Raw genomic sequence first — 17,588 nt, forward strand, 5'->3', positions numbered from 1 at the left:
TGTCAGTTCCTTCCTATTCTGATATCTTGCGAAATTGGCTGATAAAGAATCCATCACTTCCATACAATTCAGGAGTGATCAGGATGCAGCCATCTTTCAGGATATCTTTACATTCGTGTTCTAGTTTAACCTGCTCGAACTCGGGATGACTTTCTAAAAACGCCTCAACGACTTGAAAGTTCTCCTCAGAGACAATAGTACAGGTACTATACGTTATTATACCACCTTTACGTAGTGTTTGACAAACACTACCTAATATTTCCAGCTGAATTTCCTGTAAGGACGTGAAATCTGCTGTTTCTTTATTGTATTTGATGTCTGGTTTGCGACGTAAAAGTCCAATCCCAGAACAGGGGGCATCTACTAAAATCTTATCAAAGGAGTCCTTTTCAAAAAACTCATGTACCTTTCTGGCATCCAATTTTTGCGTTTGCACTCGATCTGCCACACCTAAACGCTCCGCATTTTCTTGGATCAAGTCCAACTTATGGTCATACAAGTCCAGAGCAGTAACCTGACCTGTCCTGAGATACGAAGCCATATGGGCTGTTTTCCCACCCGGAGCGGCACAGGCATCCAGGACCTGTTCATCACCTTGTAGATCAAGAGTCGGAGCAACCAATTGACTGGATTCGTCTTGGATGGTAATGGCTCCATCCGCAAACAAATCATGGCCTGCAAAGTGGCCTTGCTCCTTGACCAGACCAGTGGCCGCCAAAGGGGAATCGATCGCCTCTAACAAAGCTTTGATTTCCTCTTTTCGGCTCAAGTTGGTCACCCGGATGCTGGCTTTGTTGCGCACCAAGAGACTTTTAAAGATGGCTTGTGCTCGCTCTTCACCGTATTCTTCCTTAAGTTTAGATACTAGCCAAACTGGGAGAGAAGAAGCAATGGAATCACGCTTGTTTTTGCGTTTGATACTGTCAATGTCTGGCCAGCCTTCTCGCAAGATACGACGAAGGACGGCGTTGACCAATTTTTCACTGCCTTTTTTACGCGCTTTGGCTAGTTCCACTGCTTCATTGACCACAGCGTGATTAGGAATCTTATCCAGATACCGAAGTTGGTAAGCGCTCAGAAGGAGCAGGATATAGAGCCAGTTATCTAGCTTATCCCGGTCTTCGATAAAGTGGGACAGGTACCATTCCAGAGTCAGTTTTCGGGCTACCGTACCGTAGACAATCTCTGTCACCAAACCCTTATCTGCTACTGAGAGTTGACTCCCCTTGAGGTGTTTGTTTAAAGCAATATTGGAGTATGCTTGGTTGACTAGAACATCCTCTAGCACTGCTAGAGCTAGACTTCTAGCCGTTTCTACTTTAGTCACCAAATCGTTCTCCTACTGTCAATGTGCGTCCAACACCGTTGAGGAAGGAAGAAATATCCATCTTAGGCTTACCAGCTGGCTGCACTTGCTTGAGAGACAGAGCCCCTTCTGCCGTAGCAACGATCAATTCTTTCTTGCCAATAGACAGGATCTCCCCTGGAGCTCCCTGACCTTCTACTGGAAGGGCTTCATAAATCTTAAAGCGATCGCCTTTAAAGAAAGTGTGGGCAACAGGCCATGGATTCATCCCTCTGATTTGGTTAAAGAGTTGACGGTTAGTCTTATTCCAGTCCAATTTTTCTTCCTCTGGTTTGATATTTGGCGAGAAAGTGACCTGGCTAGGATCTTGTGGTTCAGGTTGGATTTCTCCTGCTAGGTAGCCAGGTAGCGTATCCAAAAGCAAATCGCGACCAACAATCGCTAATTTTTCAAACAAGGTGCCGACATTGTCCTCATCTGTGATAGGAATGCTGCGACGGGAAATCATATCCCCTGCATCCATCTCCTTAACCATTTCCATAATGGTCACACCAGCTTCCTCATCCCCTTTAATCAAGGCATAATGAATGGGCGCGCCACCACGGTGTTGGGGAAGAAGGGAGGCGTGAACGTTGACCGCAAAATCCATACTATCAAGGAGTTTACTTGGGAGAAATTGCCCAAAAGCAGCGGTGATAATCCCATCTGCTCCTAGCTTCATAATAGCTTCCATCTCTGGACTTCCAGATAATTTTTCAGGTTGGTAGATAGGAAGGCCTGCTTCTTTGGCAGCCTGCTTGACTGGGGTTTCTTGGATCACTTTTTTACGGCCGACAGCGCGGTCTGGCTGGGTCACAACAGCTAGGATCTCGTAACGGTCGTCTGATAACAACCCCTTCAAAACTGTCGCTGAAAAATCGGGAGTCCCCATAAAGATTAGTTTTGTCATTTCTTCTCCTTCTTATAAAAATTGCTGTGGCTCATGGTCAATGCTGAGACGGAGCTCGCTATTTTCCCGTTCTTGAGTCAAGGCCAAAACTCGATTGAGAGTTGGTCCCAGCTCATCTTCTAAACGGTATTTAATCAAAATCTGGTAATGATAAAGGTTGTGGGTACGGGCGATGGGTTTTGGCGTTGGTCCAAGGATTTTACTAGTTTCCGATAAACCTGAGCGTAAAATTCCCATAACTTCATAGGCGCGTTTGACAACCTCTTCTTCGTTCTTGTGAGAGAGGGTAATCCCAATAGTGAAATAATAAGGCGGATAGCCGAGTTGGCGTCTGATACTCATTTCATAAGCATAAAAACCTTCATAGTCTTGGTCTTTGACAAAACGAATGGCATAATGCTCAGGATTGTAAGACTGGATCAAGACCTGCCCAGCCTTTTCTGCACGACCTGCACGGCCTGCCACCTGAGTTAAGAGCTGGAAGGTTCTCTCGGAAGAACGAAAATCAGGCAAGTTCAGGGCTGTATCCGCATTGAGCACTCCGACTAGGGTCACATTTGGAAAATCCAAGCCCTTAGCAATCATCTGAGTTCCCAACAATATATCTGCTTCCCCTTGGCCAAACTGGTCAAGAAGAGCTTGGTGACTGCCTTTCTTGCGAGTCGTATCCACATCCATCCGTAGAATGCGTGCCTGAGGAAAGAGCTCTGCTAGCTCATCGTAGGCTTTCTGAGTCCCCGTCCCGTAGTAACGAATACTGCGACTCTGACAGTTGGGACAGACACGAGGAATCCCCTTCGAAAAGCCACAGTAATGGCAGTTCATGGTCTTTGTATCCATGTGGAGAGTCAGAGAAATGTCACAGTTGGGACAAGTATCCACCGTCCCACACTCCCGACACATGACAAAGCTAGAATAGCCCCGACGGTTGAGCATGAGGACTACCTGCTCTTTTTTATCCAAACGGTCTTGGATGGCCTCTAGCAAAGGAGGCGTAAAGTTTGACGTCTCATTCTGCCCGATATAGTCCCGAAAGTCAATCACTTGAACCTCAGGAATGGTGGCTAAAGGATTGGCCCGTTGGGTCAGACGTAAGTGTTGATAGACGCCTTTTCCAGCCCGCGCACGGCTCTCTAAGCTCGGTGTTGCCGAACCAAGGACTAGGGCTGCTTGATTGTACTGAGCCCGTAAAATGGAGACCTCTCTAGCATGATAACGGGGATTGCTGTCTTGCTTATAGCTAGCTTCATGCTCTTCGTCGATAATTATAACACCTAGATTTTTCAAAGGAGCAAAGATAGCTGATCGAGCGCCAACAACAACTTGGGCATCGCCACGCTCAACCTTGCGCCATTCGTCGTACTTTTCACCATTGGACAGGCCTGAGTGAAGAATAGCCACTTTCTCACCAAATCGAGCAATAAAACGCTCCGTCATTTGTGGCGTCAGAGAAATCTCAGGAACCAGTAAAATAGCTGTCTTCCCCTTGTCCAAGGCTCCTTGGATGATCTGTAAGTAAACCTCCGTTTTCCCACTTCCTGTAATCCCTTGAAGGAGGAATGGAGGCTGTTGACTACCAATAGCACTGACAACGGCATCGCGAGCTTGTCTTTGCTCTGGGTTCAGAGACAAAGGCTGACTGGCCTCAATGCCTTCGAAATAAGCAGCTGAGCGTTGCACTTCCTTTTGGACTAGGGTTAGAGCTCCTTGTTCCACAAAGAAGTTGACTTGCTCCCGCGAATAAGACTCTAACAAGCTAGCCAGAGGAGCACTTTCAGAATGAGACAGCAAATAGTCTCTCAGCTCTGCCTTTTTCTTAGCACGCGCAGAAATCTCAATCTGCTCTAGTCGAGTAGCATCAATCTCATACCAAGACTGGGTCTTGACCTTCTTTTGATCGACTGCCTGGTATTCTAAGCGGAGCAGCCCTTTTCTGGTCAAGCGCATCATTTCTGCCTGTTTAGCAAAGTCTAGAGAAGAAAAGGCTAGCGAATCTTCTGAACCAAACAGACGCTCTCGGTCTGCCTGACTCAGACCTTCCAGAGGATAGAGAATCTTATCATAGCTGGAGTTTAAAAATCCCGGCAACATGGCTTTTAGGATGGAGATTTTGTAAGAAAAGACAGACTTACGTAATTCCTCAGCCAGCCAGAGTTGCTCCTGAGTCAAGACGGGAGAAAAGTCTAGCACCTCCGCAATCTCTTTCAAGCCCTGATCAGCCACTTCTTCATCCGACTGGGACTCCAAGCCCAACACAATCCCTTGTATCAAACGATTGCCTTTGCCGAAGGGGACATGGACCCGCATACCGACTTCCAGCATCTCTACAAATTCCTCTGGAACCTTATAACTATAGGGCTGGTCCGTTTGCATCAGGGGAACATCCACGATAATCTTTGCGATAGCCATCTTCTCACCTCCTCCTTGTCAGTAAATTCTTGCAATAGAAAAAATAAGATTGAGTCCCCCCAACCTTAAATTTTTTCACCATCTTCTTTTTCTTTAGCAATTTGCTCTTTGATTTTCTTTTCTTCTTCTTCTCTGCGGCGTTTTTCTTCTTCGATACGGAGACGAACCGCTTCACGTTTTCCTTCTGGATCTGGGTGAATCGTAACGTTTCCAGACTCGATTTCTTCCAAAGCGCGAAGAGTTGATTTTTCAGACTTAAACTCTTGAGTAGCTGGCGCACCTGCTTCTAGTTCGTGGGCACGTTTTGCTTCCAAGATTACGAGTGAATATTTTGATGGTACCTTGTCTAGCAAGGTATCAATAGAGGGTTTTAACATCATTTGCTTGTACCTATTTCCTATAGTTTATCGAGTAGTTGGAGATTTTGGCAACATCTCCTGGTAGTGACCAATGACACGGTCCACACGGAAGTGTTCTGCTTCGATCACACGCTTGACACGTTCAGCAGCGAGGGGCACCTGATCGTTGACAATGGCATAATCATACTCACGCATGAGAGCAATTTCTTCCTTGGCTTTTTCGATTCGTTGGGCAATCACTTCAGCGCTATCTGTTCCACGACCTACCAAACGATCTTGCAATTCATCCAAATCTGGTGGCGTTAGAAAGATAAAGACAGCGTCTGGAACCTTTTTCTTAACCTGAAGAGCTCCTTGCACTTCAATCTCAAGAAAGACATCGATTCCCTTATCTAGGGTTTCGTTGACATAGGTCAGAGGAGTTCCATAGTAGTTACCGACATATTCTGCATATTCCAACATCTGGCCTTGACGGATCAGCTCTTCAAACTCTTCACGAGTACGGAAGAAATAGTCCACTCCGTCCACTTCACCAGGACGTTGCGCACGTGTCGTCATCGATACAGAGTATTGAAATTGATTCTCAGAACTCTCAAAAATCTCTCTTCTAACCGTTCCTTTCCCAACTCCTGAAGGACCAGAAAAAACGATTAGCAAGCCTCGGTCTGCCATTATGTCTCCTTTAGTTAGTCTGTGAAATAAAGTAAAATTTCTCTCGGATACTGATGATAGCGTCAGTGATCCTTCTACAGTCTTTCTATCTAGTGTAACAAAAAAGCAGTAATATTTCAACTGCTCTTTCTTATTTATTTAGCATAATCTACTGCACGAAGTTCGCGGATCACGGTTACTTTGATATTTCCTGGGTAATCGAGATTATTTTCAATTTTCTCACGAACTTTGTGAGCCAAGATTGTGACCTTGTCGTCCTTGATTTGTCCTGGATTAACCATGATACGTATTTCACGTCCTGCTTGAAGAGCAAAGCTATTTTGCACTCCTTCAAAGCCATTGGCGATTTCTTCCAAATCATGGAGACGTTTGATATAGCTTTCAAGAGATTCACTACGAGCACCTGGACGCGCTGCACTCAAGGCATCTGCTGCGGCAACGATCACTGCAATGACGCTTTCGGCTTCGACATCGCCGTGGTGGCTAGCAATGGTATTCACCACAACTGGGTGTTCCTTGTACTTACGAGCCAATTCCGTACCAATCTCAACGTGGCTACCTTCAACCTCGCGGTCAATAGCTTTCCCAATGTCGTGAAGGAATCCAGCACGACGGGCAAGAGCTGCATTTTCACCAAGTTCACTGGCGATGATACCAGATAGCTTAGCAACCTCAATCGAATGACGCAAGACATTTTGTCCATAAGAAGTACGGAACTGCAAACGTCCCATGATCTTCATCAAGTCTGGATGGAGGTTTGGCGCACCAATCTCATAGGCAGCAGCCTCACCGTATTCACGGATTTTATTGTCAATCTCCTGACGGTTTTTCTCCACCAATTCCTCGATACGAGCTGGGTGGATACGGCCATCCTTGAGCAACATTTCCATGGTCATACGAGCAATTTCACGACGAATCGGATCAAATCCTGACAAGGTTACCACTTCCGGTGTATCATCGATGATGACATCAACCCCTGTCAAACTTTCAAAGGTACGAATATTTCGACCTTCGCGTCCGATAATGCGTCCCTTCATGGTATCATCTGGTAGGTGAACTGTAGAGTTTGTTGACTCCGCTACATACTCACCAGCGATACGCTGCATAGCCTGAACCAAGATATCTTTCGCAATCTTGTCTGAACGTTCCTTGACTTCTTGCTCAGCCTCACGAATGCGGCTAGCAATTTCCTTGGTCAAGTTTTCCTCTGTCTGAGCCAAGATAATATCTCGAGCCTCAGTTTGGGAAAGGGAGCCGATACGTTCAAGTTCAGCTTCTTTTTGTCTTTCGACTTCCTCTAATTGCTCTTCACGTGCATCAAGGTTTTTTGCTCTATCAGAAATACTTTGTTCTTTTTGTTCAAGTGTTTTTTCTTTGTTCGTCAAATTGTCGTCCTTACGGTCAAGGCTCGTAGCTCTCTCCGTCAAACGACTTTCAATTTGCTTGAGCTCCTGACGTTCTGACTTAAATTCAGCGTCCACTTCTTCACGGTATTTTCTGGCTTCCTCTTTGGCCTCCAATAGTGCTTCTTTTTTAAGAGACTTGCTTTCGCTCTTGGCTTCATTTAGCAATAAATCCGCTTCGCGCTCAGCTTGTCCTCGTAAATTAGTTGCTTCTTGTTCAGCATTTAGAAGCATCAACTCTGCAGCCTCTTGAGATGATTTCATCTTAGCTGAGATGCTGACATATCCAATGACTAAACCAATGATGACGGCAAAAACAGCAATCGCAAGTGTCATGATTTCCATGTTTTTACCTCATTAAATTTGTTTATCGAATGACATACATTCCTTAATATTCTATCATAAAAAACCGATTTCCACAAACCCAAATTGAAGAGTTTCTATTGAAATTTAGACAAAGAGCCATCTACTTCAAAACTCTATTGTATTAATTTATCTAGTGGAATATTATTAATTGTAATTTTTCCTTTTGATTCTAAAGGTAGGCATTTTATAAAGTCCTGATAGCTCGCTTCCGCCAATTCATCTATATTAACAATTTGATAATTATTTTTTATTCTATCATTCAAAATATCATAGTAAATTTTAACTAAGCAGCCCATTGAGCCTCCAAGAGATACATCAGTATCATCATAATACACTTTGTTGCCTATTTTTGATATAAATAGATTACTTAATCTTGCTTCCCATAAACACGATAACAATTGAAAATAATATATAAGTACGTTGGTGTAATAATAATCAAAATTAGAATACATATCTTCCTCAGAAGTAGGTAAAGAATACACAGAACTTAATCCTACAATCTTCTGTAACATTTCAAAATGAAAATATGGATCTGACTCAAATAACTTGTCATACTCATCTACTTCATAAAAATCACTAAAAAATTCAGAAAATAATGCTATAATATTGTCAGTTCCCAAACGACCATTCAAATAATCAACGATATAATCGTATATATTATTGTTAAACAATGGTAGCATTTCCTTCTCTATATGATTATTCTCAATTATATTCGAAAGTTCTTCTAATGACTTCTGGAACTCTCTTAAACTTGGTTTCTCTACTTTTCTGTTTTTTTTCTTATTTTGTACGACTTTTTCATCTATATCTACATAATAAATTTTAAAAATCAATGATAACATTTTCCCAAAGTCATCATCTCTCAATTTACTCTTTTTCAAAATACTATCTATGACTTCTTCTGCAGATACCATTTTATTTTGATTTAGCTTAAATTTACTATAAATGAGATTCTTTGCTGCCCCTATTTCCTCACTATTTAAAATGACAATAATTTTAAACTTTTTATTTTCAGAAAGATAGTCAATATAACCCAATAAATCATTGTAATCTGAAGGGTTATCTGATGTTTCCGCATATGAAACCCGTTCAAAGTCATCAAAAATAATGATAGAATCTCGCTTCATCAAATCCGTTCCAACTGTTTTAAAGAACCATTTAAAAACTCCTCCAACAAGTGGAATAAAGTCCAAATTTCCGAGTATGGATTGCTTTTCTATTTCATTGATCAATATTTTCTCGGCTTGCTCTCTTGTTTTTATCCCAAAGCAGGAAATATAGTAGATTTCTTTCTTTTTATAAATTTGATTTTCAAAAAACGTCTTTATAAAAAATGTTTTCCCGCTCCCCCAAGAACCATCCAACCAGAAGACATTATGAATAGAGTCTGGACTATTTAAAAACTCCACCAGATGAGCTTGATAAGGATATTCATCTAAGTTATATTCTGGAAATAGATATGGATCCAGTTTTTTATAACTAACTTTTTTAAAAATTATGTTTAAAAACCAGAATAGTATTGTTGGTATAGTCAGTACTAACAATATTATTACACGATTCATATACAAAATTGAAATAATATCTTTTAAAAAATTATAATTAGATACAAATTTATAAATAGGTAAAGCAAAGCGTTTAAATTGTTCAATCTCAAGTGCAAGATACAGTACCCATATACTAGCTATAAATATTTTGTACCACTCAACAATTCTAACATTACTACTCCATGATGGTCTTTTCAATAAATATTTCAATGGTTTGAAATTCAGAAAAAAATTAAGAATCCTCGTCATTATATTTTTCATATATACCCCTTTTAATCTATATTATCATGATTATACCACAAAATAAGAGTTATAAAGCGGATTCAAGGGACAAGAATCTAGTTATTATACTAAAATTTTTCACTGATTTCTTAACTTAGGAAATCTGTCATTTTCCAAAAAACTTTATCTTCAATTCACTTACTAAGATCCTTAAAATAAAAAAAGCCTACCTCTCAGTAAACTTAGTAGTGATCTTTAAAGGACAAGAAAGCGACACTATCTCCATCCATCATATAAATCAAGCGATTTTCTGCATCAATACGACGTGAGCAGGCTCCTTGGTAGTCATACTTGAGTGGTTCTGGTTTCCCCATTCCTACAAAAGGATCGCGTTGAATATCCTTGATTAATTTATTGATTCTTTTTAATGTCTTCTTATCTTGGTTTTGCCAATAGCAATAATCCGCCCAGGCATCTTCTGTAAACTTGAGTAGCATTTCTCACTCCTCAATCACATGTACCTGAGTGCTTCCAGCACGAACTTGAGCCATTCCTCGCAAGACCTTGTCAGAAAGTTCCTTATTTTGAGCGATTCTCAGGGTTTCCTGAATACTATCCCACTCGCCCTTTGAAAGGACTACAATATCCTCATCTGGATTTTTATTGACCACCGTCAAAGGCTCAAATTCATCGTTTACCTTCTTCATGTAGTCTTTTAAATGATTTCGGAATGTTGAGTAAAGAACTGCTTCCATAACCATACCTCGTTTTACCTCTTTTCCACTATTATACACAAAAAGAAAGAAATTGTCAGGAACTTGTACAAGATTTTTCTTTTCCATCTATTTATTCGAAAATCTTCTAAAAAAGCCTACCTTTCAGTAGACTTAGTTTGATTCTATTCTAATCGGCACTCTTCCAAAATTCTGCTCTGCGATACTTAGGTGTCCTAGTTGGTAAATCTGGTCTGCCTTTTGAGCCATAACATCCCAAGGTTCTTTGCCAATTCGACTGACTAGATGGACCTGCCCTTTCAGAGACTTGAGGTGTTGTCTGCCTTTTTCGGTAAAGCCAAGGACATGAATGGCTTCTGGCAAGTCACTTTCTCTGGCCTGCACCAGAATATAGGTCAAGAGGCGTCTGACACGCGCCTTGGTATAGCGCTTGGTAGCAACCGTCTCGACCAAGTCTTCTACAGACTGGGCTGTTTTGATAGCATCCTTGATGCGCACAGCCATTTCTTGATTGACCTGATAGATGGCCGTTAGGTTTGGATTTGACAAAATTTGATAGCGGAGCAAGGGAAAATAGTCATCCCAACTCACCTTACAGCTCTGCTCAAAGAGGGTAACAGAGGGCATAAAGCGTTCTAAGAAATCTTGGTCTGATTGATGCTGGCGGAGAGCTGTTGCAGAGGCAAAGTCCACATCCTTGTCCACAGAATGATAACCCGCTCCCTGACGCTGGATAGGATGGAGTTTGATGTTGCGTCCTGCAACCGCCTTGGCATAGGCCAGAGCAAGAACATGATTGGGCGTGTTGCCTGAAAAATCAAGACCTGCAAAATCCTTCCACATGGCTTGGGTTTTCTGGGGATAAGAGAGGGAATCAGGCAGATTTTCCACAAATTTCTTCATCTCAGCACCTTGCTCTGTGTATAAGTCAGCAATTTTCTGGTAATCCAGAATTTCTTCTGTCCCAAAAGCAAGACTATCAATGCCCAATCGAGCCAAGATATCCACAGCCCCTTGACTAAAGAAATCCGCTGCCTGAACACTGACTAAAAAGGGCAATTCCACTACCAGATCCGCTCCATTTTCCAGCGCCATCTGAGCCCGAGTCCACTTGTCCACGATAGCAGGCTCTCCACGCTGCATGAAATTCCCAGACATGGCAACGATTTTCAGTCCCTCCGCCTGCTCAAGCAGGTATTTGTGGCCATTATGAAAAGGATTGAACTCCGCGATAATACCTGTGATGGTCATGATGTTCTCCTACTTCTGTGCGACGAAAAACCAACGGGTGCTGGTTTCTGTCGGCTCCTTGTCCTCAAAGTCCGCATAGAGTTTGAAGGACTTGAATCCAGCCTGTTCCAGCAAAATATCATAGGTCAAGACTTCGTATGTACGCTCCTCGTGTACCTCATCGTGGCGACTAAAGGAACCATCAGCCTCCTTGATAAAGAAAGTCAACTCATGGACGATAGAGTGAGGTGCTGCGTCCTCATAGGTGTCCCAAAGCATGGCAAAATCTTCCGCATTTTCATGGTAAGAATAGCCTGGAAAAACCTCATCCGTCTGGTAAGTCGAATGCACGTCAAAGATGAATACTCCGTCTTCATTGAGGGCATTATACACTTCCTTAAAGACGTCTCCTACCTCGACCTCATCCTGCATGTAGCAGATAGAGTCCGAGTAACACGTAACAAAGTCATACTTACCCGCCCTGGATAAATCCAGCATATTGCCTTCGATAAAATCAATTTTTTGCTTGGCTGAAGTCGCTCTCTTCTCCGCAATCTTCAACATATCTGCGCTCAAGTCAAGTCCTGTCACATCAAAGCCAGCCTGAGAAAAGCGGACAGACTGGATACCTGTTCCACAAGCCAATTCCAAAAGCTTCTTTCTCTCCTTGGTCTTAGGCAAATGACGCAGCGAAAAATCTGTCCATTTATCGTATAAACTATCATCCATCACAGCATCGTAAACAGCCGCAAAGGTTTCATAAGTTGCCATATTCATGATACCAATTCCGCCCGTAATCAGAATGAAAATTAGGTGCTTGGACTTAGGATCCTGATCCAAGACTAAGCTATCTATTTTCCGACGATTACAGGACGGGTTCAAATCCTTTCTATCACTTTCCTTTTAAAATAAGCAAATAAACCCAGTTGACTGCAACTGAGTTCAATTGTGACGCTATAGTCTTTTCGTTTGCTTTTAGTACTAGGCAAAGAATTGCAGGCATAACTAGAGTTAGGCAAAATGAGTTAACGCCGTAATAAAAGACAAAGGAAAAGACTATAAAGTTTCAGATAAATCTACTGACTCTGCCTCATGCCATAGTTTTTCCAAATTATAGTGGGCACGCATTTCTTCTGAGAAGATATGCACAACGACACCGCCGAGGTCCAGCAAAACCCAGCCTCCAGCTGCATCGCCCTCGACATGGCTGCCTTTAACACCAGCTTCGACTACTTTTTCACGGATATTGTCAGCAATAGCGTCCAACTGACGGCTATTCATCGAGCTCGTGATAACAAAGTAGTCTGTCACGCTGGTCAAATCTTGTACATCAAGTGCGAGAATATCCTCCGCACGTTTCTCATCAGCCGCTTTCACGACTAGTTCTAGTAATTCTTTTTCGTTCATTTAGTCCTCTTTCAAATAGTGCACAAAGGCGTTATAGGTTTCAAGGGTTTGGGGATAGATGGGAAAACCTTGATGAGCCAAATGTTCCACAGTACGAGCTGTCTCATAGGCCACTGCCTTATTGAGCGACAAACTTGCAATCTCACGCGCCTGGTCCACTCCAGGGAAGGCACGATTGTGCTCGATGTAGTCTGCTACATAGATGACCTTGTCTAAGTCCGTCATCTGACCAGCCCCGACTGTATGGATTTCAATAGCTCTTAGGATCTCCGTATTACGCAAATCCAAATCTTCCTGAATCTTGTAGATGCCAACCATGCCATGCCAAACATTATTGCCCCAGTTTTTGAGGTCAGGGTCTAGCTGATAACGGTCAATCAAGTCTAGAAATTCCTGATCTGACAATTTTTTAGCATAGTCATGAAGAAGTCCTGCTAGACCAGCTTTCTCAGCATCAACTCCGTATCGCTTCGCAAGCTCTATGGCTGCACGCTCCACACCCAAACAATGGGTTAAGCGTTTTTCAGGTAGAAGCTCAGCCATTTTTTCCAACAAAGCCTCACGGGAGCAGTTGATATAGTCTTGGTATGCCATCAGTAAAGCCCCTCCTTCTCGATGTAGTCTAGCACTGGCTGAGGTAGGAGAAAGTTGGGTTTCCGACCTTGGGCAATGAAGTCACGCACCATGCTAGACGAGATGTCCATGAGAGGCACATCCACCCATATAACTGGATAGGAAGTCCCTGCCTTGTAGCGTGGGCGCTGAACTCCAACAAACTGAACCATGTCGACCAGCTCATCAATTCGGTACCATTTAGGCAGATAGTCCACCATATCAGCCCCGATAATGAAGTAATAATCCGTATCTGGATGTTGCTCTGTCAAAATCTTCATGGTGTCGTAGGTGTAGGAAATGCCCTTACGCTCTAGCTCAATGGTTTCAATGGCGAGGCCTTCAATCCCCTCAATCGCCAACTCAAGCATCTTAAGACGATGATGCTCAGGAATGGTTTCCTTTTTATCTACATGAGGTGGTTGGTATTCGGGCATAAGCAAGACCTGGTCCAGTCCTAACTGTTGTCGTACTTGGTCCGCCACAACAAGATGGGCATTGTGAACAGGGTTAAAATTCCCCCCTAAAATCCCGACTTGTTTGCGTTTTTTCTCCTTGATTTCTGGCTCCAACTCTACCTTGGTAAAGGGAGTCAATAATTCGATTGCCATAGGCTCGTCTTCCTTTAATTCTCTGTAAAAACAGTTTCTTGGAGTAGGTGTTTAGATTTCTTTGACTTTTTTAGAAATCTTGCGATTTTCTTTCTTGCTAGATTGTTTATACAAAATCAAGATGCGTCCGATTTTTTGGACAGTATCTACACCGATTTCTTCTTCTAAAATTTCAGCTACTTCGTGGATGTTTTCGTCTGTGTTTTGCAAGAGAGTAACCTTAATCAATTCACGTGCGTCAAGAGCTTGGCGAACACTGGTTTTTATTTGGTCGTTGAGTCCATTTTTCCCGATTTGGATAATAGGTTTGAGGGTGTGTGCCTGGCTGTTGAGGAAGGCACGTTGTTTTGATGTTAATGACATAATTTCTTTAAAAGAGTTTCTTTTTATACTTTTCTGAAGTGGTGACGGACGTCAGCAAAGTCCTTCGGACTTTCATGACTAAAATTTGAGCCTAAGGTCTCAAATTTTCCGCAGTTGGTACAATTCCTTGTACCAACTGACACCACGGCGAAAAGTATTCGTTATGGGCTCGCAGGGCTCGCCCGAATCCAGACAACTCTTTCCTTTCTGTGTTTAAATGATTGCTTTGCGTGTGACGACGGCGACGCCTTCTGGTGCCCAGACGGCGACTTTGGCGATGCCTGTTACGCGGATCCAGCCTAGGCCTGAGATGACCAGGTCTGTCTTGTCCTTAATGGTAAATACATGCTGTACAAGTTTTGGGAACTCTTCTTTTTCCTTACTATTTGGTGGTGTGAGGAGAGTTCCCAGATGCTTGTCATAAAAGGCACTAGCGCCTTCTAGCTTGGTACGGTGGAGTTTGAGTTCATTGTCAAAGAAAGCTGTAAATCCTTGCTTTTCTCCTGATATGAAGTCAAAGCGTCCAAGACCACCTAGAAACAGGGTTTGCTCAGGGTTAAGCTGATAGGTTTTGGGCTTGATTTCCTTTTTAGGGCTGACATACTTGAGGTTTTTAGCCGTCAAGTAGTGGGCCATCTGGTGACGGTGGATAATTCCCGGCGTATCGTAGATATAAGATCCGTCATCAAGTGGAATCTCAATCTTGTCCAAGGTTGTCCCTGGGAAGCGCGAAGTCGTGATGACATTCTGGTCACCCGTAATTTCTTGGATAATAGCGTTGATGAGGGTTGACTTTCCAACGTTGGTTACACCGACCACATAGACATCACGGCCCTTACGGTAGTGTTCAATCTTGTCAATGACTTCCTTAATGGCATGCTTGTTTTGTGCCGAAGTTAGGACGACATCCACTGGACGAAGCCCTTCTTCGTGGGCGCGCTCCATCAGCCACTGGCTAATCTTGCCCGGTTTAACAGACTTGGGCAGGATATCTTTTTTATTTCCGACCAAGAGGACATCATTGCCCGATACAAAACGTGGCAATCCCGGGATGACAGAGCCATTAAAGTCAAAGATATCAATGACATTGACTACCAAAGCATCACTGTCTCCCACCTCGTGCAAGAGCTTGAGGAAATCGTCGTCCGTCAACTGGACATCTGTGATTTCATTGTAGTGGCGGAGACGGAAACAGCGTTGGCAATAGACTTCTCCAGTATCCAAGCCTTTTTCAAGTGCTGACTGGGGGGTGAAACCAAGACCAGCCTTGTCTGTCGTCTGAATGGTTGCTCCACAACCAATACAGAGAATTTCTTCCATAGTTAAATTCCTTTTTTATATGTAATCGGTCCATACTTTTCAGTGATTTTTCGCATGACACGGCGCTCACGAGCTCGGTTAATCTGCGTTTTGATCGAGTCATGTTGGACCAAGGGTTTGACTAAGATCGAGCGAATACCCGCACGATGAGCTGCGCGAATATCCGTCATGAGTTGGTCGCCGACCATGACCACTTCATTTTTCTCATAGTGGAATTCCTTCATGGCACGGTCTATTCCAAAGGTGAAGGGCTTCAGAGCCCAATAAACGTAATCAATCCCAAATTTCTCAACTGCGCGTTGAACTCGTTTTTTGGTATTATTTGAGACCACGATGATGCGAATACCTGCATCCCGAAGGTCATGTAGCCATTGCTTCATCTCTGGCGTCCCATCAGGGTTGTTCCAAGCAATGAGCGTATTGTCCAAATCGACCAAAACAGCCTTGATTCCCTGCGCCTGCAGACTTGGAACTGTCAGATCATAGACTGCTTCCACAGCAAAATCTGGCATATAGTTTTCAATCGCCATTCTGACTCCTTTTTTTAATTTCTAGCAATTTTCTTTAAACATTGAGCTAAGACTGCCCATAAAATGAGACTAGCTATCAAAATATAAATCCAAGCATTTGGTTCATCTGTAAACGGTAAGGGAACATTCATTCCGAAGAATCCTGTAATAACCGCAAGGATAGCTAGCAAGACTGAGATAATTGTCAAAGTTGTCAAATTATCATTTAGATTATTATTTAGGATGTTGTTGTAAGAGGCTGAAAGTTGTTGCAAAACTTGAGATATCAAATCTGTCATTGAAACCAACTGATGGGCTTCAATCATGGCATCGTCAAACTGCTCTCTTTCTACCTCATTAAGATTGCGATAAAGAGCATGCCCTTGGATGTGTTCCAAGAGGAGACGATTTTGTTTGGCAGCTGCTGTCAGGTAAACCATACCAGTTTCCAAGTCAGAGAGGGCGAAAAGATTTTTTTTAGTTGTTTTTTGACGAAGAAGTGCACTGATTTCATCCTTACTTTTATCCATCTCTTCAATCACTGGATAGTAAGCATTGCTAATAATCTCTAAACTGGCAAAAAGAAATTTGTAGATTGAAATAATTTCATGGCTTTCAAGGTAGGTTGCCATGCGTTTAATCACATAAGTATTCTTGTGATTGCTGATGGTAATCAGGCGTTGTTTTTCAACGATAAAGGTCATCGGAATCGCTTCATAATATTCTTTGTCTTTTTCTAAATCAAGAACATTATAAATGAAGGTTACCGTCTCCGTTTCACGGTTATAATCCATGTGGGCTCGTTCATTTCTATCCAGAGCATACTCGATGGTTTCCTTGTCCAATCCATAGATGTCAGAAAGATCTTCCATATTTTTAATCTTGTCCACATCAAGGTCTATCCAAGTACGATCGTGACCTAATTTTTTCTCTACAAATAGCATACTCTCTCCTTTACCAAACTCCTTCTATTGTACCACAAATCTGCTAAAATAGTCGGACTATTCAGTACGGGATAAATTACTAACAACGGTAATATTGCGGTTAGGAACAAAGTGAAGAGCTTGATCATCACCTCGCAGTTGTGTTGTACGGATTCCTACGCTAACGACCTTTCCAGAAACGGTAATTGGTCCATTTGTGAGGACCACTTCATCACCCACATCAAGCTGGCGCTCAAAAAGGATGAAGAAGCCATTAATGACATCGGATAGAAAGCCTTGCGCCCCCATACCAATGGCTACCCCAGCAATCCCTGCCCCAGCAAGGAGGCTGGAAACCGGCAAGCCCAAAATAGACAGGATGCAGTAGATTAAAAAGAAATAAAGAATGTAGTTAAAGACATTCTCCAGCAAACGCGAAATGGTCTTTTGTCTTCCTGCATCTCGATTTGAAAATTTAAGTGAGGGCTTGACAATCTTTCGGACAGTAGCGTGAAGCATCTTTTTAGCTATATAAAATAGTAAAAACAAAATCAAAAGAGAAATCACCTTGGTCAAGAGATTCTCTAATATGGTTGTTAAGTCAAGTCTATCAAAATAGCGTTGAAAAAAATCTTGCATATAAAACTCC

The 17,588-nt window shown here is 42.6% G+C and carries 19 protein-coding genes; all 19 read right to left on the bottom strand.

Going from position 1 to position 17,588, the window contains the following annotated elements; translation table 11 throughout:
• Window positions 1-13: 13 nt before the first annotated feature.
• The gene (rsmB, locus tag HMPREF1516_RS05660; protein ID WP_033606059.1) at window positions 14-1,327 is read right to left on the bottom strand and encodes a 16S rRNA (cytosine(967)-C(5))-methyltransferase RsmB; all 1,314 of its coding nucleotides are present in this window, start codon (window positions 1,325-1,327) and stop codon (window positions 14-16) included.
• Window positions 1,320-2,255, bottom strand: a complete 936-nt coding sequence (gene fmt / locus HMPREF1516_RS05665; RefSeq protein ID WP_033606006.1) for a methionyl-tRNA formyltransferase — start codon at window positions 2,253-2,255, stop codon at window positions 1,320-1,322. The genes rsmB and fmt overlap by 8 nt, the downstream gene beginning before the upstream one ends.
• Window positions 2,256-2,267: 12 nt before the next feature.
• Window positions 2,268-4,664, bottom strand: a complete 2,397-nt coding sequence (locus HMPREF1516_RS05670) for a primosomal protein N' (protein ID WP_033606007.1) — start codon at window positions 4,662-4,664, stop codon at window positions 2,268-2,270.
• 65 nt (window positions 4,665-4,729) lie between these two features.
• A complete protein-coding gene (rpoZ, locus tag HMPREF1516_RS05675) occupies window positions 4,730-5,044 on the bottom strand; it encodes a DNA-directed RNA polymerase subunit omega (RefSeq protein ID WP_002875802.1) in 315 nt (104 codons plus the stop codon).
• A 24-nt stretch (window positions 5,045-5,068) separates the two neighbouring features.
• On the bottom strand, window positions 5,069-5,695 hold the full coding sequence (gmk, locus tag HMPREF1516_RS05680) for a guanylate kinase (RefSeq protein WP_000775041.1): 627 nt from the start codon (window positions 5,693-5,695) through the stop codon (window positions 5,069-5,071).
• A gap of 134 nt (window positions 5,696-5,829) precedes the next feature.
• A complete protein-coding gene (locus HMPREF1516_RS05685; protein ID WP_033606008.1) occupies window positions 5,830-7,443 on the bottom strand; it encodes a ribonuclease Y in 1,614 nt (537 codons plus the stop codon).
• Between the two features lie 134 nt (window positions 7,444-7,577).
• Entirely contained in the window at window positions 7,578-9,269 is a 1,692-nt protein-coding gene (locus HMPREF1516_RS05690) for a P-loop NTPase fold protein (protein WP_033606009.1), read from the bottom strand.
• A gap of 203 nt (window positions 9,270-9,472) precedes the next feature.
• Entirely contained in the window at window positions 9,473-9,727 is a 255-nt protein-coding gene (locus HMPREF1516_RS05695) for a Txe/YoeB family addiction module toxin (protein ID WP_033606010.1), read from the bottom strand.
• A gap of 3 nt (window positions 9,728-9,730) precedes the next feature.
• Window positions 9,731-9,985, bottom strand: coding sequence for a type II toxin-antitoxin system Phd/YefM family antitoxin (locus HMPREF1516_RS05700; RefSeq protein WP_198014360.1), 255 nt, complete (start codon window positions 9,983-9,985; stop codon window positions 9,731-9,733).
• A gap of 132 nt (window positions 9,986-10,117) precedes the next feature.
• Window positions 10,118-11,215, bottom strand: coding sequence for a nucleotidyltransferase (locus HMPREF1516_RS05705; RefSeq protein ID WP_033606011.1), 1,098 nt, complete (start codon window positions 11,213-11,215; stop codon window positions 10,118-10,120).
• A gap of 9 nt (window positions 11,216-11,224) precedes the next feature.
• Entirely contained in the window at window positions 11,225-11,965 is a 741-nt protein-coding gene (locus HMPREF1516_RS05710; RefSeq protein WP_025169572.1) for a class I SAM-dependent DNA methyltransferase, read from the bottom strand.
• 285 nt (window positions 11,966-12,250) lie between these two features.
• Window positions 12,251-12,601, bottom strand: a complete 351-nt coding sequence (gene rsfS, locus HMPREF1516_RS05715) for a ribosome silencing factor (protein ID WP_001003022.1) — start codon at window positions 12,599-12,601, stop codon at window positions 12,251-12,253.
• Entirely contained in the window at window positions 12,602-13,195 is a 594-nt protein-coding gene (gene yqeK, locus HMPREF1516_RS05720; protein ID WP_000331221.1) for a bis(5'-nucleosyl)-tetraphosphatase (symmetrical) YqeK, read from the bottom strand. It abuts the gene before it with no gap.
• On the bottom strand, window positions 13,195-13,824 hold the full coding sequence (locus HMPREF1516_RS05725; protein ID WP_000963713.1) for a nicotinate-nucleotide adenylyltransferase: 630 nt from the start codon (window positions 13,822-13,824) through the stop codon (window positions 13,195-13,197). Before HMPREF1516_RS05725 ends, yqeK begins: the two co-directional genes overlap by 1 nt.
• A 51-nt stretch (window positions 13,825-13,875) precedes the next feature.
• Window positions 13,876-14,187, bottom strand: a complete 312-nt coding sequence (gene yhbY, locus HMPREF1516_RS05730) for a ribosome assembly RNA-binding protein YhbY (protein WP_000060171.1) — start codon at window positions 14,185-14,187, stop codon at window positions 13,876-13,878.
• 213 nt (window positions 14,188-14,400) lie between these two features.
• Entirely contained in the window at window positions 14,401-15,507 is a 1,107-nt protein-coding gene (gene yqeH, locus HMPREF1516_RS05735; protein ID WP_000391175.1) for a ribosome biogenesis GTPase YqeH, read from the bottom strand.
• Between the two features lie 2 nt (window positions 15,508-15,509).
• On the bottom strand, window positions 15,510-16,037 hold the full coding sequence (locus tag HMPREF1516_RS05740) for a YqeG family HAD IIIA-type phosphatase (protein ID WP_000963744.1): 528 nt from the start codon (window positions 16,035-16,037) through the stop codon (window positions 15,510-15,512).
• A 14-nt stretch (window positions 16,038-16,051) separates the two neighbouring features.
• Window positions 16,052-16,960 carry a magnesium transporter CorA family protein gene (locus HMPREF1516_RS05745; protein WP_000899718.1) on the bottom strand — a complete coding sequence of 303 codons (909 nt, stop codon included), beginning with the start codon at window positions 16,958-16,960 and terminating at the stop codon, window positions 16,052-16,054.
• Between the two features lie 57 nt (window positions 16,961-17,017).
• Window positions 17,018-17,578 (bottom strand): mechanosensitive ion channel family protein, encoded by a 561-nt coding sequence (locus HMPREF1516_RS05750; protein ID WP_033606012.1) that lies wholly within the window; start codon window positions 17,576-17,578, stop codon window positions 17,018-17,020.
• Window positions 17,579-17,588 lie beyond the last annotated feature (10 nt).

The organism is Streptococcus sp. CM6 (assembly GCF_000526095.1).
Taxonomy (GTDB): domain Bacteria; phylum Bacillota; class Bacilli; order Lactobacillales; family Streptococcaceae; genus Streptococcus; species Streptococcus oralis_BW.